Below are 13,351 nucleotides of genomic sequence, written 5' to 3' on the forward strand. Positions count from 1 at the left end.
TTTTCGGCATCATGCTCTCGTCGCATCGCGATTGCGACCGGGCGATCCGCAATTCGGCATTGCCCGCGACCGGCTTTTGCCGTTAGAGCCTTTTTCGATCGCAACGAGCTGCCGTCTCCAACCCCGGAAAGGCTCTAGCCGCCCATGCCCCATCTTCCCGAACATCTGCTGAACGGTTATCGGAACTTCATGAACGGCCGCTATCCCGCCGAAAGCGGACGCTACCGCTCGCTGGCGCGGGAAGGCCAGGCGCCGGAAACGATGATCGTCGCCTGCTGCGATTCCCGTTCCGCCCCTGAAGCAATCTTCGACGCCGGGCCGGGCGAGCTCTTCGTGCTGCGCAATGTCGGCAATCTGGTGCCGCCCTATGAGCCGGACGGTGAGTTCCATTCGACCTCGGCCGCGCTCGAATTCGCCGTGCAGAGCCTCAAGGTGAAAAACATCGTGGTAATGGGCCACGGTCGCTGCGGCGGCATCCGCGCCGCGCTCGACACCAACTCCGCGCCACTGTCGCCCGGCGACTTCATTGGCAAATGGATGAGCCTGATCGCGCCGGCCGCCGAGACCGTGGCCGCCAGCACGATGATGACGGCAACCGAGCGCCAGACCGCCCTGGAGCGGATTTCCGTCCGCTACTCGATCGCCAATCTCCGGACCTTTCCCTGCGTTTCGATCCTTGAAGGCAAGGGCAGGCTCACGCTGCACGGCGCCTGGTTCGACATCTCGTCCGGGGAGCTCTGGGTGATGAACAAGGAAACCGGCGATTTCGAGAGGCCGGAGCTGTAACGGAGGGGCGATGCACCGGAGCTGGTGGCGGTTCTTTCTCGCGGCGGCGTTGCTGGCGTCCACGATCGTTCGCGCCAGCGCCGATGACGGCGCCATCATCGACCGCTGGTATTCGGCGCTGCTGGTCGCCGACCGCACCGAACTTTCCGAGCTGCTTGCCGACAATGTGCGCTTGAACCTCGACGACATCGGCGTCGTCCAGACCAAGCGGGATTTCATCGCCTCGATCGACGAATGGCAGGGCGCGGTCGCGGGCGCCGTGATCCGCCATCGCATCGAAAAGAGCGAGAACGGTGAAACAGGGTGCTTGCCTGCTACGACTTCCCCAGCAACGACGCGCTGATGCGCGAGACCTTCACCGTCGCCGGCGGCCGCATCGCCGCCAGCACCCAGACGGCGGTCGCGCAGGACTGCAGCGCCTACTGAAATATATTCGGGGGCGGCCCGAGTTGCGCGATGCGCGGCATCGCCCTACATCCGGGGCAACCCCGCCTTCTCAATTCACCGAACTCCCCAGTTGGATCTGCCCATGTCAAAAACCGTCGACCTCGCCGCCCATCCGCTGACCGTCTGGCAAGGGCCGCTCGGCCTGCCGGATTTCTCTCGCATCGGCGACGATGAGTTCGGCCCGGTCTTCGACGCGGCGCTCGCGGCGCACCGGGCCGAGATCGACACGATCGCCGGCAACAGCGAGGCGCCGACCATCGAGAACACGCTGGCGGCGCTGGAGCTCGCCGGCGAGGCGCTCGACCACGTGTCCTCGATCTTCTGGTGCCGGGCCGGCGCCCACACCAACGACACGATCCAGGCGATGGAGCGCGACATCTCGCCAAAGATGTCGCGGCATTTCTCGGCGATCTCGATGAACGAGGAGCTGTTTGCCCGCATCGACGACCTCTATCAGCGGCGCGACAGCCTCAAGCTCGATCCCGAGACGCTGCGCGTGCTGGAAAAGACCTGGAAGGGCTTTGTCCGCTCGGGCGCGAAACTGGATGCCGAAGGCAAGAAGCGGCTCGCGGCCATCAATGAGGAGCTCTCCTCGCTCGGCACCAAATTCGGCCAGAATGTGCTCGCCGACGAGCGCGACTGGGCGCTGTTCCTTGACGAGGCCGATCTCGCCGGCCTGCCGGACTTTTTGAAGAGCGCCATGGCCGAAGCCGCCGAGATGCGGGGGCAGAAGGGCCGCTACGCGGTGACGTTGTCACGCTCGATCTACGAGCCGTTCTCGACCTTCTCCGAGCGTCGCGACCTGCGCGAGACGGCCTTCCGCGCCTTCATCATGCGCGGCCAGAACGGCGGCGCCTCCGACAACACCGATGTGGTGCGCGACATGCTGAAGCTTCGCGCCGAGAAGGCGAAGCTGCTTGGCTACGGCTCCTTCGCGGCGCTGAAGCTCGACGACACCATGGCCAAGACGCCCAAGGCCGTGCACGACCTGCTCGATCCGGTCTGGGAAAAGGCGCTGGAGAAGGCCGCCGCCGACCAGAAGGAGCTGGAGCGGCTGGCGACCGAAGCCGGCAGCAACGAGAAATTCGCGGCCTGGGACTGGCGCTTCTACCAGGAGAAGCTGCGCGCCGAGAAATTCGCCTTCGACGAGGCGGAGCTGAAGCCCTATCTGCAGCTCGAACGTGTCATCGACGCCTGTTTCGACGTCGCCACGAAATTGTTCGGCATCACCTTCGAGGAGAAGAAGGGCATCACGGTTTGGCATCCAGATGCCCGCGCGTTCGTGGTGAAGAACGCCGACGGCAGCGAACGCGGCCTGTTCCTGGCCGATTATTTCGCGCGGCCTTCCAAGCGCTCCGGCGCCTGGATGAGCGCGCTGCGGTCCGGCTACAAATTGGGCAACGGCGCCACGCCGGTCATCTACAACATCATGAATTTCGCCAAGCCGCCGGCCGGCGAGGCGGCGCTTCTGTCGGTCGACGAGGCGAAGACGCTGTTCCACGAGTTCGGCCACGCCCTGCACGGCATGCTGACCGACGTGACCTGGCCGTCGGTTTCCGGCACCTCGGTCAGCCGCGACTTCGTCGAACTGCCCTCGCAGCTTTACGAGCATTGGCTGACGGTGCCGTCGGTGCTGGAAAAGCACGCGCTGCACGTCAAGACCGGCAAGCCGATGCCGAAGGCGCTGCTCGACAAGATGCTCGCCGCCCGCACCTTCGGCGCCGGCTTCGCCACGGTCGAGTTCACCGCCTCGGCGCTGATCGACATGGCCTATCACGCGCGACCGGACGCGCCGGCCGAGCCGCTGCGCTACGAAGCCGAGACGCTCGAAAAGCTGCATATGCCCGATACGATCGCGATGCGTCACCGCACCCCGCATTTCGGCCATGTCTTCGCCGGCGACGGTTATTCAGCCGGCTATTATTCTTACATGTGGTCGGAAGTGCTCGACGCCGACGCCTTCTCGGCCTTCGAGGAGACGGGCGATGCCTTCAATCCCGAGCTGGCCGAGCGGCTGCGCAAAAACATCTACGCCGCGGGTGGGTCCAAGGATCCGGAGGAGCTGTACACGGCGTTCCGGGGCAAGATGCCCTCGCCCGAGGCGATGATGGTGAAGCGGGGGCTGGTGTAGCGCGGCCTTCTCCCTTCTCCCCTTGTGGGAGAAGGTGGATCGGCGCGCAGCGCCGAGACGGATGAGGGGTGTTCCAGGGAACGCCAGCGCCTCACTCCGCTGGAGCACCCCTCATCCGTCGCCTTCGGCGACACCTTCTCCCACAAGGGGAGAAGGGGAGGCGCGCCACGGGTCAGCCACCCTCGGCCAGACCGGCCGGTTGAGCTTGCGATAATCCGTCACAGCCGGATTGCTTGGATAGGAACTCGGCGCCGCGACATAGATGATCTCGGCGGCGATCGGTTCGAAGCCGGCGTAGAAATGGTTGGTCGATTTGATCAGGAGGATGTCTTTCGACAGCGGATCGATGCCGATGTTGGAGAAGATATCCGGCTCGAAGGTCTGGGTGCGGTTGGTGTTCAAGATGACATCGACTTCGGTGCCTTCGATGCGCACCACCGCCGATGGCCCCAGCGTCACCCGGCTCGGGCCGAAACTTTGCCAGCCTTCGTCGACCGCCTTCAGCACCGTGACGCGCGCGTCGATCGGCTCGCCAGCCTGGGGGCCGGCCTTGCCGCCGAAGCGCAGGTCGATGACGGCGCCTTCGCCGGCCGCATGGCAGAAGGTCACCGCGATCGGATCCCAGATCGTGGCCACGCCGACATTGCGCACGCCACGCGAAAGCAGCTCGCGCAGCACGATGGTGCCGTCGCCCGGCACGCCGCCGCCCGGATTGTCCCAGATGTCGGCGATCACCGCCGGCTTGTCCTGGCGCTTGGCGCGCACGGCAAGCGCCTGTTCGATACCGGCTGAGGCGGACAGCATCGTCATCGCGGTCTTTTCGCGCAAAGCGTAAAGCTCGCGCCCCAGCGTTTCGGCGAGCTTGTCGCCTTTCGCCTTGTCGTTGTCGGTGACGACGAGGATGCGCGTGCCCATTTCGGGCACGTCGGCGGCCATGAAGCCATGGATGACCGAGACCGACAGCACGCCATCCTTGCCGTGCAGCGCCTTGATCCTGTCGACGAAGGAACGCATCGGCTCGCGGCTGGTCGGCAGCACCTGGATCATGCGGCAGTCGAAGGTCGAGATCACCGGCTTGATCTCGCCCCGCGCCGCGGCAAGGCCGAGCTCGACGACATGCTCGCCGCGCTCGTAGAAATCGGTGTGCGGGAATTCGAGGAAATAGGCCATGACATCGCAAGCCGCGACGCGCTTCGGCGTCAAATGGCTGTGCGGATCGAACTCCGAGGCGATCACCACTTTCGGCCCGACGATGGCACGCACACGCTCCAGCAGGTCGCCTTCGCAATCGTCATAGCCTTGCGCCACCATGGCGCCGTGCAGGCCGAGGATCACCGCATCGACCGGCAAGGCGGCCTTGAGCTGGTCGAGGATCTCATCGCGCAACGCCTCGTAGGTCTGGCGCTGCACCAGACCGCCGGGCTCCGCCCAGGTGGCGGTGCCTTCGATAACCGTTAGCCCTTCCTTGTCCGCACGCTTGCGCAAAGCCACGATCGGCGAGGAGCAAAGCGTCGGCGTCTCCGGATGTTTTCCCGGGCCGGCATAGAAGGCCATCTCGAACGAGGCCCGGTCGGTCGGCACCGGCGAGAAGGTGTTGGTTTCCGTCGCCAGCGAGGCGGTGAAGATGCGCATGAACGCTCCGTAAGGGCTTTTATTTTTCGCAATTCCGGACGGAAAACCGCGGCACACTTTTCCTGGAATTGCTGGGATTGCTATTTAACGGCCCCAAGCGCAAGGCCCCTGACGAGATAGCGCTGCAGCCAGATGAAGAGGATCGCCACCGGCAGCGTCGCCAGCAGCGTGGCCGCCATGACGTGGTGCCACTCGATCGTGTAGCGGCCGGCGACGAGGGAAAAGACCTGGATCGGCAGCGTGTAGCTTTCCTGGCTGCGCAGCATGGTGAGCGCGACCACGAATTCGTTCCAGGCGTTGATGAAGGTGAAGATCGCCGTCACGGCAATCGCCGGCAGGCAGAGCGGCAGGAACACCTTGCGCAGCGTCAGCCAGCGGCCGGCGCCTTCCATCCAGGCGGCTTCCTCGAGGTCGCGCGGAATGGTGTCGAAATAGCTCTGCAGCATCCACACCGTGAAGGCGACGTTGAAGGCCATGTAGATGAAGCCGAGCGCGGTGGTGCTCTCGACCAGCCCCCAGGCGGCCATCAGCCTGAACAGGCCGAGCACCAGCACGATCGGCGAGATCATCTGCGAGATCAGCAGGAACTGGCGGAATGCCCCATAGCCGGCAAAACGAAAGCGCGACATCGCATAGGCCGCCGGCACCGAGATCAGGATGGCGCCGATTGTCGCCAGCGCCGAGACATAGAGCGAATTGGTGAGCGCCTGGCCGAAGCCGGTGGCCACCCACATGTCGGCGAAATTCGACCAGCGGAATTCGCTCGGCCACCAGGTGGGCGTCAACACCTCGGTGCGCGGCTTGACGGCGGTGAGGAACATCACGGCGAAGGGGAAGATCGTCACCACGATCAATGGAGCCAGCAGCAGCCAGGCGATGATGGTGCGTTTGAGCCTGCCCGTCATAAGCGTACTCGTCATGCCCGCTGCTCCCGCATGGCCAGTCGCACATAGATCATGGTGAAGACAAGCAGGATGGCGAACATCACCAGCGACACGGCGGAAGCCTCGCCCAGTTTGCCGATGCGGAAGGCGAGCTTGTAGAGATGGGTCACCAGTATGTCGGTCGAGTTCGCCGGCCCCCCTTGAGTCATCACCCAGATGATCGGGAAGGAGTTGAAGACATAGATGGTGTTGAGCACGATCGCGATGTTGATGAAGGGCTTCAACAGCGGAAAGGTGATCTCGCGGAACTGCTGGAAATGCGTGGCGCCCTCGAGCGCAGCGGCTTCATAGAGATCGTCCGGGATCGAGGACAGGCCGCCGAGGAAGATCGTGGTGGTGAACGGCACCGTCACCAATATGCCGATCAGAACCTGCATCGGGAAGGCGGTCCCGGCGCTCGCCAGCCACTGGATGTTCTGGCTGATCAGGCCGAGCTTCATCAGCGCCGAATTCAGCATGCCGCTTTCGCCGTTGAGAGCCCAGCGCCAGACCACCGCCGTCATGGTCAGTGACACTGCCCAGGGCAGCATGATGATGACGCGGGCGATGCCGCGGCCGTAGAAGTCGGTGTTGAGGATGATTGCTACCGGGATAGACAAGAGCAGCGCGCCGCCGACCACCAGCACGGTCCATAGGCCGGTGCGCCAAAGTGCTGCGACGAAATCGGGATCGACGGCGAGCGCCCAGAAATTGGCCAGGCCACTGAAATCGCGCAGCTGGCCAAAGCGGTTCACGTCATGCGTCGAGATCTGCACAAGATCCCAGACCGGCCAGAAGATCACCACCGCAGCCAGGAGCAGGCTGGGCAGCGTCAGCAGGTAAGGCAGGATCCGGCTTTGCATCGGCTGGATGGCACCGTGTTGCGATGGATAGGACTTGCGGATGAATTTCGCCGATTTGCCGGCTTGGCTCAATCCGGCTGCGGCTTGCCCGGCGCGGAATAGCCACGCGCGTTCCGGATTGCGGGTATCGGGAAAGATGTGGCGCGCCCCGACGGGGTGGAGCGCGCCACGGGCGCAGGGAGATACGCCCTTATTTCTTCTTCAGCACGGCGTCGGCCTTGGCCGCCGCATCCTTCAAGCCGGCCTCGGGGTCGCCGCCGAGATAGATCTTCTGCATGGCGTCGGAGGTGATCTGGGCGATCTCTTCCCAGCCCGGGATGACCGGCGCGAAGCGGGCGTCGGGCAGCAGCGCGGTGAAGGCGGCGAGGTCGGCATTGTTGACGTAATAATCCATCTTCGCCTCTTCCTTGTTCACCGGCAGGAAGCCTTCGCCCTGCGTGAACTTGGCGCGCTGCTCCTTGGTGAACAGGAAGTCGAGCAGCTTCCAGGCCTCGTCCTTGTTCTTGGAGTTCTTGAACATGATGATGCTATCGGTGACGCCGTAGGTGCCGCGCGCGCCGGTCGGGCCGGCAGGGATGGCCGCGACGCCGTATTTAAGGTTCGGCGCTTCGTCCTTGATCTGGTTGGACAGGAAGGGCGCGGTGATCATCATGCCGACCTTGCCCTGCTTGAACAGGTTCTGCACGTCCTCGCGGTTGTTGGAGGTGACGCCTGGTTCGGTCAGGCCCTCGTCGATCATCGACTTGTAGAGCTTGGCGGCTTCGAGCGCGCCGGGCGTGCTCAGACCGGAGGTGCCGTCCTTGTTGAGGATCTCGGTGCCGAAGGACCACATCGCATAGTAGTAATAGACGTCGGTCTCGATCTCCTTGCCTTGCAGGCCGTAGCCGAAGGCGCCTTGGGCCTTGATCTTGCGCGCGTCTTCCTGCAGCTCGGTCCAGGTCGCCGGCGGCTTGGCGATGCCGGCTTTCTCGAACAATTCCTTGTTGTAGTACATGGCGCGCGCGGAAGCCGCTATCGGCAGGCCGTAAGTCTTGCCGTCCATGATCGAGGGCTTCAGGAAGGTGTCGATGAAGCGGTCCTTGAACTCGGGCTTGATGTAGCTGTCGAGCGGCTCGGCGACATCCTGCTGCACGAAGTCGATCAGCCAGCGCGTGCCGATGATCGAAAGGTCGGCATTGGTGCCGGCGGTGATGTCGGTGGTGAGTTTCTGCAAGAGCACATCCCACGGCACCACTTCATATTTGATGGTGATGCCGGGATTGGCCGCTTCGAACTCCTTCTTCACTTCCTCGAAATAGGGGCCGGTCTTGGCGCTGTATTCGGCGACGGTGACGCGCACCTCGCCGGCATCGGCGGGTGCGGCAAAAGCCAGCATGCTCATTCCGGCCAACAGGCCGGCAGTCCATTTCGCAAGGCTCATCTGATTTCTCCCATTGATGCACGTTGGCGCCTGGCTCTTGTGAGCACAGGATTTATGTTACTTTCCTACATTATCCATCATTTCACGCCACGCAAGCGGATAATCATGTTGCTAAATTACATTTGCTTGACTAGCCTGTCGTCCTAAAATGAGGGGTGGAGGAGCGGGCAGCGTGGGTTCGAAAGCCGAGTTCGAAGGCAAGACAATCGTCGTCACCGGAGCCGGCGGCGGCCTCGGTTCGGCGATCGTCGAGCTCATGGCCGAGCGCGGCGCGCGCATCGTTGGCTGCGACCAGTCGATGGAAGCGCTGGCCAGTCCGCACATCGCCTCGCGCCACGTCTTCAACCTGCTCGACCGGGCCTCGATCGAAGCGGCTATCCCCGTGCTGCTCGACAAAGACGGCGTTCCCGACATCCTGATCAACAATGCCGGCTGGACGCGGGCCGAAACGTTGAAGGCGCTGACGGCTGATAGGATCGAGCAGGAGCTCGACCTCAATTTGACCGGCGTGATGACTTTCGCCGACCCGCTGATCAAGGCGATGGCCAAGCGCGGTTCGGGCAGCGTTGTCTTCGTCTCCTCGGTCAACGCCATCGCGCATTTCGGCAACCCAGCCTATGCCGCCGCCAAGGCCGGTATCAACGCCTATGCCAAATCGATCGCGGTCGAGCTTGGCCGCACCGGGTTGCGCGCCAATGTCGTCTGCCCGGGCTCGATCCGGACCGCCGCCTGGGACCATCGCCTGGCCAAGGACCCCGAGATCCTTGGCCGGCTCAAGCGGCTCTATCCGCTCGGCCGCATCGTCAACGCTTCGGAAGTGGCCGAGGCGATAGCCTTCCTTGCTTCCGAGCGCGCTTCCGGCATAACAGGTGCCGTGCTGCCCGTGGACGCCGGCCTGACAGCCGGCTACCTGCCTTTCATCGACGACATATTGGGAGCGTGACCATGACCGACGTCCAGTTCCGCAACCTGTCGAAATCCTTCGGCCAGCACAAAATCCTCGAGGACATCAACCTCGATATCAAAAGCGGCGAGTTCGTCGTGCTGGTCGGTCCGTCCGGCTGCGGCAAGTCGACCCTGCTGCGCATGCTGGCCGGGCTGGAGACGATCACCTCCGGCGACCTCGTCATCGGCGGCACGCGCGCCAACGAGCTGCCGCCGCAGAAGCGCAACATCGCCATGGTGTTCCAGTCCTATGCGCTGTTCCCGCATTTGAAGGCGTCGGAAAATATCGGCTTCGGCCCGAAGATCCGCGGCGAGAACCGCGCGACGATCGATGACAAGGTCAAGAAGGCCTCCGGCGTGCTCAACCTCTTCTCCTATCTCGACCGCTATCCGCGGCAATTGTCGGGCGGCCAGCGCCAGCGCGTCGCCATGGGCCGCGCCATCGTGCGCGAGCCTTCCGTCTTCCTGTTCGACGAGCCGCTCTCCAATCTCGACGCGCAGCTGCGCGTGCAGATGCGCACTGAGATCAAGGCGCTGCACCAGCGGCTGAAATCGACCATCGTCTATGTCACCCACGACCAGATCGAGGCGATGACCATGGCCGACCGCATCGTGGTGATGGACCGCGGCCGCATCCAGCAGGTCGGGCAGCCGCTGGAGCTCTATGACCGGCCGGCCAACAAATTCGTCGCCGGCTTTATCGGCTCGCCGTCGATGAGTTTCGTTTCCGGTGCGCTGAAGAGCGTCGACAGCAAGGCTTGGTTCGAGACTAAGGGCGGTGGCCGGTTGGCGCTCTCGGGCAAGGCGGCGTCCGGCAGCGACACGGTCGAGGCCGGTATCCGGCCAGAGCATTTTGTGGTTGGCGCGGGTGACGACGCCATCGCCATCAAGGTCGATGTCGTCGAGCCGACCGGTTCGGAAACGCATGTCTACGGCTCGGTCGGCGACGACACGGTGCGCGCCGTGTTCCGCGACCGGCTGCAGGTGAAGCCGGGCGACCGGCTGCCGGTGAGCGTCGACCCGCGCAACATTCACCTGTTCGACAAGGCGACGGGCCTGCCGCTCTGAGATGATGAGATGAAGACCCCGGCCGACATCATCACCCGCCTGCAATTGATGTCGCAGGACGGCACCAAGTCGGACCGCCGGCTGGCCGGGCTGGTGCTTTCCGATCTCGATTTCGCCTCCAAGGCCGCCATTTCGGAGATTGCCGCGCGCGTCGGCGTCAGCGAGCCGACCGTCACCCGCTTCTGCCGCAATCTCGGCTGCGAGGGCCTGCGCGATTTCAAGTTCTACCTGGCGCAGGCGATCGCCATCGGCGGCCAGTATCTGTCGCCGGAACCGCTCAGCCGCGACGCGCGCGAGCAGCGCATCGCCTCGGCGATTACCGAGGCAGCGATCGCCGCCATCCAGCGCGCCAGCGAAAATCTCGACATGACGACGCTGATGGATGTCGCCGGGCGCATCGCCGCTTCCGGCAATGTGCTGTGCATCGGCTCCGGCGGCATTTCCTCGATGATGGCGACCGAGATGCAGAACCGGCTGTTCCGGCTGGGGCTGTCGGCGCTCGCCCAGATCGACGGCCAGCTGCAGCGCATGTATGCCGCGGTGGCGACGCCCGAGACGACGCTGGTCGCCTTCTCGGTGTCCGGCTATGCGCGCTCGGTGATCGAGGCGGTCGAGGTCGCGCAGCAATATGGCGCCGCCACCGTCGCCATCACCGCGCCGGATTCGGCTCTGGCCAAGGTCGCCGACACGGTCATCCTGCTGCAGTCCGTCGAGGACGGCAACATCTACAAGCCGACCTCGTCGCGCTACGCGCTTTTGGCCATCGTCGACATGATCGCCACCACGGTGGCGGAATCGCGCGGGCCGAAAGTGCTGGAGAATCTGCGCCGCATCAAGCAGAGCGTGAACACGCTGAAGGTCGACGATCCGAAGCTGCCGCTGGGGGATTGAGAAGAGCCGGCGTTGAAGCTGCCAATCTCCCCCAAGCGGGGGAGATGGCCGGCAGGCCAGAGGGGGCCGCTGTCCCGCCTGCATCTCAAACTCTGGATTACTCGATCATACCCTCGACGCCTTTCGCCAGCTCAGCCGCATCTCCCAGGATTCGCAGCGTCTTCAGCCGCGATGTGCCGCCGGCGACCACCGAAACGGTCGACACTGGTACACCCAGCGCCTTGGCGATCATCCGTTCCAGCGCTTGATTGGCGGCGCCGTTCTCCGGCACGGCGCGCACGCGGGCCTTGAGATGGCTGCGGCCGTCGGCGGCGGTCTCGACACCTTCGATCCGGTCGAGCGCGGCTTTCGGCGTCAGCCGCACGTAAAGGTCGATGCCGTTCTCGCGCAGCCGAAACGACGTGCTCATCAGCCGCCGGTCACGACCCAGGACCAGACGGTGGTGACCAGGAACTGCCGGATGAAGAAAATGATCAGCAAGAGGATGATAGGCGAAATGTCGATGCCGCCGAGATCGGGCATGAAGCGGCGGATCGGGCGCAAGGCCGGCTCGGTCAGCCGGTAGAGCATGTTACCGACGCTGCCGACGAACTGGTTGCGCGAGTTGACGACATTGAAGGCATAGAGCCAGGAAAAGATCGCCGAGGCGATGATGATCCACCAGTAGATATCAAGCGCCATGACGATGGTCTGAATAAGGGCGATCATGCCGGTCTCCAAATTGTCGCCGACATGTAGCCATTGCGTGGCGAGCGGGCAAGGGCCGCCGGCCTTGGCGAGCCGGCAAGGCCCTCGGCACATGGCGTCAGGCCATCGTTTCGCCTTGACATCAAACGGCTGCGACCGATACAAGCCGATCCGCTGGAACGGGGCTGTAGCTCAGCTGGGAGAGCGCATCGTTCGCAATGATGAGGTCAGGGGTTCGATCCCCCTCAGCTCCACCAGCCAGCACACGCTTGTGCTCCTCGTCGGCTTCAATCTTCCTCGCTCAGCATTTTGTGACCGCCGGATTTCGGGCCGCGTGCTTGGAACCAATGGCGGGGCAAGACGGTTCAGCTATACTTTTGAAGCTGATATGCCCCCGCCGGCTGGGTAAGCGGCGATGCTCGAGGAGTTTTCATCATGCAGATTTTGTCCAGGTTCCGTTCAGTCGCGGTGGCGGCAATCGCCGCCGCGGGCGTGAGCATTGCCGGCGCCGCGCATGCCGACAGCGGCACGATCCGCTTTTCCGTCTACAAGGCCGCCTTCTTCATCGGCGGCTCCGGCGGCGAGGGCACGCTGACCTTCCACGGCAAGCGCTATCCGATCTCGGTCGGCGGCGTCTCGGGCGGCCTCGCCTTCGGGGCGTCCAAAACCTATTTCCAAGGCACCGTGCGCCACATCCGCCGCGCCAGCGATGTGACGGGAGTCTATGGGGCTGCGGGCGGCGGCGGCGCGCTCGGCAAGGGCGCCCAGGTGATCGTCATGACCAATGACAAGGGCGCCCAGCTCGAGCTTACCGGCAGGCAGGTCGGCCTGCAGGTCAACGCCGATCTCAGCGGCATCAGCATCGCGCTGAAGCGGTAGGGCGCAACGCTCTTCGTGGAGGGCCGGCAAAGGCGCCGCCTGGGCGCCGAATGCCGGCCACTGTAAGTCGAGAGGCGTGCAAGCAGGCCTCGGCCCGCGAAGGGCTCCCGGCCTCGGGACGCCTCAATTGTCCCAATCATCCCAATTGTCTTCGTCCTGCGGCGGGTAGTCTGGAACGACCCGGATAATCCGCCGTGGACGCTGATAGCGCCAGTAATCCTCATCCGGCGGCTGCGGCTCATAGGTGCGGTAAGCGGGGCGGTAGTAACGCTCCCGCTTCCAGTGCTTGTGCTTCTTATGCGGTCGCACGCAGTAGCCGTCGTCGGTCAAATAAGCGCATGTGACGTGCGCCTCCTGCACCAAGCTATTTCGAGCCGGCACGCCAATCATCGGCGCCGCCTGGACCGCTGGCATCACCGCCAGCATGGTCCCAGCAAGGGCAAGAACAGACAGTTTCATCAGCCTCTCCAAGGTCTCCAGGTAAAAGCCGGAAGAACGTCCTGTTTGAGGGCGATTTGCGGCAGCCGAGATCACTTTGATTTTCGGCTGCACATATAAGCGTCAGATCATGTCTTGCGCCGGCGTCAGGCTGAGGTCACGAGAGCCAGTGCTGTCTTTCATACCGTCTCGCGAGCGGAGGTGGCACTGCACAGGGATTTTGACCGGTCGGCTCCGTTTG

The 13,351-nt window shown here is 63.9% G+C and carries 15 protein-coding genes and 1 tRNA gene; 9 read left to right on the forward strand and 7 right to left on the reverse strand.

From position 1 onward, the window contains the following. Window positions 1-144 precede the first annotated feature (144 nt). The 4 genes from AC0YKC_RS21145 to AC0YKC_RS21160 all read left to right on the forward strand — a co-directional run bounded on the left by AC0YKC_RS21145 (window position 145) and on the right by AC0YKC_RS21160 (window position 3,364). On the forward strand, window positions 145-786 hold the full coding sequence (locus AC0YKC_RS21145; RefSeq protein WP_320297514.1) for a carbonic anhydrase: 642 nt from the start codon (window positions 145-147) through the stop codon (window positions 784-786). 10 nt (window positions 787-796) lie between these two features. After that, window positions 797-1,129 carry a hypothetical protein gene (locus tag AC0YKC_RS21150; protein ID WP_488512408.1) on the forward strand — a complete coding sequence of 111 codons (333 nt, stop codon included), beginning with the start codon at window positions 797-799 and terminating at the stop codon, window positions 1,127-1,129. Further along, window positions 1,090-1,212, forward strand: a complete 123-nt coding sequence (locus AC0YKC_RS21155; RefSeq protein WP_488512409.1) for a hypothetical protein — start codon at window positions 1,090-1,092, stop codon at window positions 1,210-1,212. Before AC0YKC_RS21150 ends, AC0YKC_RS21155 begins: the two co-directional genes overlap by 40 nt. A 97-nt stretch (window positions 1,213-1,309) precedes the next feature. Further along, window positions 1,310-3,364, forward strand: a complete 2,055-nt coding sequence (locus AC0YKC_RS21160; protein ID WP_488512442.1) for a M3 family metallopeptidase — start codon at window positions 1,310-1,312, stop codon at window positions 3,362-3,364. A gap of 111 nt (window positions 3,365-3,475) precedes the next feature. Here the strand turns inward: AC0YKC_RS21160 and AC0YKC_RS21165 are convergent, their stop codons facing one another. The 4 genes from AC0YKC_RS21165 to AC0YKC_RS21180 form a co-directional block, all read right to left on the reverse strand. Further along, window positions 3,476-4,996 carry a M81 family metallopeptidase gene (locus tag AC0YKC_RS21165; protein WP_488512410.1) on the reverse strand — a complete coding sequence of 507 codons (1,521 nt, stop codon included), beginning with the start codon at window positions 4,994-4,996 and terminating at the stop codon, window positions 3,476-3,478. Between the two features lie 80 nt (window positions 4,997-5,076). Next, window positions 5,077-5,901, reverse strand: a complete 825-nt coding sequence (locus AC0YKC_RS21170; protein WP_488512443.1) for a carbohydrate ABC transporter permease — start codon at window positions 5,899-5,901, stop codon at window positions 5,077-5,079. An 11-nt stretch (window positions 5,902-5,912) separates the two neighbouring features. Next, a complete protein-coding gene (locus AC0YKC_RS21175; protein WP_488512444.1) occupies window positions 5,913-6,782 on the reverse strand; it encodes a carbohydrate ABC transporter permease in 870 nt (289 codons plus the stop codon). 190 nt (window positions 6,783-6,972) lie between these two features. Next, complete coding sequence (locus AC0YKC_RS21180) at window positions 6,973-8,202, reverse strand: ABC transporter substrate-binding protein (protein WP_320297519.1); 1,230 nt, start codon at window positions 8,200-8,202, stop codon at window positions 6,973-6,975. A 172-nt stretch (window positions 8,203-8,374) separates the two neighbouring features. On the opposite strand from AC0YKC_RS21180, the gene AC0YKC_RS21185 reads away from it, so the two are divergent. From AC0YKC_RS21185 to AC0YKC_RS21195, 3 genes are read left to right on the forward strand one after another with little or no spacing between them, the layout of a single operon-like run. Then, window positions 8,375-9,145 carry an SDR family oxidoreductase gene (locus AC0YKC_RS21185; RefSeq protein WP_488512411.1) on the forward strand — a complete coding sequence of 257 codons (771 nt, stop codon included), beginning with the start codon at window positions 8,375-8,377 and terminating at the stop codon, window positions 9,143-9,145. Window positions 9,146-9,147: 2 nt separating this feature from the next. Continuing rightward, window positions 9,148-10,215: an ABC transporter ATP-binding protein gene (locus AC0YKC_RS21190; protein WP_434724458.1), complete on the forward strand. Its 1,068-nt coding sequence runs from the start codon at window positions 9,148-9,150 to the stop codon at window positions 10,213-10,215. 9 nt (window positions 10,216-10,224) lie between these two features. Then, window positions 10,225-11,106 carry a MurR/RpiR family transcriptional regulator gene (locus AC0YKC_RS21195; RefSeq protein ID WP_488512412.1) on the forward strand — a complete coding sequence of 294 codons (882 nt, stop codon included), beginning with the start codon at window positions 10,225-10,227 and terminating at the stop codon, window positions 11,104-11,106. Between the two features lie 97 nt (window positions 11,107-11,203). On the opposite strand, the gene AC0YKC_RS21200 is transcribed toward AC0YKC_RS21195, so the two are convergent. Continuing rightward, window positions 11,204-11,515: a DUF167 family protein gene (locus AC0YKC_RS21200; RefSeq protein WP_488512413.1), complete on the reverse strand. Its 312-nt coding sequence runs from the start codon at window positions 11,513-11,515 to the stop codon at window positions 11,204-11,206. Continuing rightward, the gene (locus tag AC0YKC_RS21205) at window positions 11,515-11,814 is read right to left on the reverse strand and encodes a YggT family protein (protein ID WP_320297640.1); all 300 of its coding nucleotides are present in this window, start codon (window positions 11,812-11,814) and stop codon (window positions 11,515-11,517) included. The genes AC0YKC_RS21200 and AC0YKC_RS21205 overlap by 1 nt, the downstream gene beginning before the upstream one ends. Window positions 11,815-11,974: 160 nt before the next feature. Between AC0YKC_RS21205 and AC0YKC_RS21210 the strand changes: the two genes are divergently transcribed. After that, window positions 11,975-12,050: transfer RNA gene (locus AC0YKC_RS21210), tRNA-Ala, on the forward strand. 178 nt (window positions 12,051-12,228) lie between these two features. Continuing rightward, window positions 12,229-12,672, forward strand: a complete 444-nt coding sequence (locus tag AC0YKC_RS21215) for a lipid-binding SYLF domain-containing protein (protein ID WP_320297524.1) — start codon at window positions 12,229-12,231, stop codon at window positions 12,670-12,672. A gap of 123 nt (window positions 12,673-12,795) precedes the next feature. Here AC0YKC_RS21215 and AC0YKC_RS21220 read toward each other — a convergent pair whose 3' ends face one another. Further along, the gene (locus AC0YKC_RS21220) at window positions 12,796-13,131 is read right to left on the reverse strand and encodes a hypothetical protein (RefSeq protein WP_320297525.1); all 336 of its coding nucleotides are present in this window, start codon (window positions 13,129-13,131) and stop codon (window positions 12,796-12,798) included. Window positions 13,132-13,351: the final 220 nt, after the last annotated feature.

The organism is Mesorhizobium sp. CNPSo 4661, from assembly GCF_057784215.1.

Excerpts from the sequence above, each read along its gene's own strand:
- AC0YKC_RS21195 (WP_488512412.1), top strand. The coding sequence starts at position 10,225 with ATGAAGACCCCGGCCGACATCATCACCCGCCTGCAATTGATGTCGCAG.
- AC0YKC_RS21190 (WP_434724458.1), top strand. The coding sequence starts at position 9,148 with ATGACCGACGTCCAGTTCCGCAACCTGTCGAAATCCTTCGGCCAGCAC.
- AC0YKC_RS21165 (WP_488512410.1), bottom strand. The coding sequence starts at position 4,996 with ATGCGCATCTTCACCGCCTCGCTGGCGACGGAAACCAACACCTTCTCG.
- AC0YKC_RS21220 (WP_320297525.1), bottom strand. The coding sequence starts at position 13,131 with ATGAAACTGTCTGTTCTTGCCCTTGCTGGGACCATGCTGGCGGTGATG.
- AC0YKC_RS21145 (WP_320297514.1), top strand. The coding sequence starts at position 145 with ATGCCCCATCTTCCCGAACATCTGCTGAACGGTTATCGGAACTTCATG.
- AC0YKC_RS21215 (WP_320297524.1), top strand. The coding sequence starts at position 12,229 with ATGCAGATTTTGTCCAGGTTCCGTTCAGTCGCGGTGGCGGCAATCGCC.
- AC0YKC_RS21150 (WP_488512408.1), top strand. The coding sequence starts at position 797 with ATGCACCGGAGCTGGTGGCGGTTCTTTCTCGCGGCGGCGTTGCTGGCG.
- AC0YKC_RS21170 (WP_488512443.1), bottom strand. The coding sequence starts at position 5,901 with ATGACGGGCAGGCTCAAACGCACCATCATCGCCTGGCTGCTGCTGGCT.
- AC0YKC_RS21175 (WP_488512444.1), bottom strand. The coding sequence starts at position 6,782 with ATGCAAAGCCGGATCCTGCCTTACCTGCTGACGCTGCCCAGCCTGCTC.
- AC0YKC_RS21200 (WP_488512413.1), bottom strand. The coding sequence starts at position 11,515 with ATGAGCACGTCGTTTCGGCTGCGCGAGAACGGCATCGACCTTTACGTG.
- AC0YKC_RS21180 (WP_320297519.1), bottom strand. The coding sequence starts at position 8,202 with ATGAGCCTTGCGAAATGGACTGCCGGCCTGTTGGCCGGAATGAGCATG.
- AC0YKC_RS21205 (WP_320297640.1), bottom strand. The coding sequence starts at position 11,814 with ATGATCGCCCTTATTCAGACCATCGTCATGGCGCTTGATATCTACTGG.